The sequence below is a fragment of the Vibrio sp. 1069 genome (genome assembly GCF_033340555.1).
Genome location: NZ_JAWOWP010000629.1, coordinates 1 through 595 on the forward strand (window position 1 = coordinate 1; position 595 = coordinate 595).

Here is a 595-nt window from a genome sequence, read left to right on the forward strand (position 1 = left end):
TCTTAATGGCGTTTTTCTGTATTTTGGGTATTTTCTCTATCGGTTTGACGTTCGTCTCTACGTCTACCGCAATGTTGGCGGCGTCGCTTTTCCTATTGGGCATGGCCACGTTTGCTCTATACCCAGTGGCAATCAACCTCGGCTGTGAAGGACTTGATGAACGCTTTATTGTCTCTGCAACTCAAGTCATGCTGTTTAGCTACAGCGTAGGCTCAGTAGCAGGCCCAGTGGTCGCAGACAAATTTATGGGCCAAGTACACGGCTTGTTGGGTTACTTGTTTGCGGCTTTGGTAGCAACATGCGTTTACATGTTGCTTGCAGCGAGCAAAACCAAACAGCAAATGGCTGCTGGCCTATAAAGCTAAAACAACCAAATAACCATTGAAAACGAGGGCTATCTGCCCTCGTTTTTTTATGCGTTTTCCATTAACTGCTTTCGATAACGTGTTGGCGAAATGCCGTAAAACTTCTTAAATCGATGCGTAAAGTTGTACGGGTCTCGGTACCCCAATCGATTGGCAATCATCGCAATTGACCACGCCCGGTATTGCAACAAGTCAGCTGCTTTGTGCATTCGCAGCTCGATCAACTTGCT

Annotated in this window: 1 protein-coding gene and 1 pseudogene; one reads left to right on the top strand and one right to left on the bottom strand. The window is 46.6% G+C overall.

Annotated elements, in window-relative coordinates:
* A pseudogene (locus tag R7040_RS28135) lies at positions 1–359 on the top strand (MFS transporter); the annotation flags it as partial.
* A gap of 53 nt (positions 360–412) precedes the next feature.
* Here the strand turns inward: R7040_RS28135 and R7040_RS28140 are convergent.
* A partial coding sequence (locus tag R7040_RS28140; protein ID WP_318097841.1) for a helix-turn-helix domain-containing protein occupies positions 413–595 on the bottom strand: 183 nt, incomplete at its 5' end.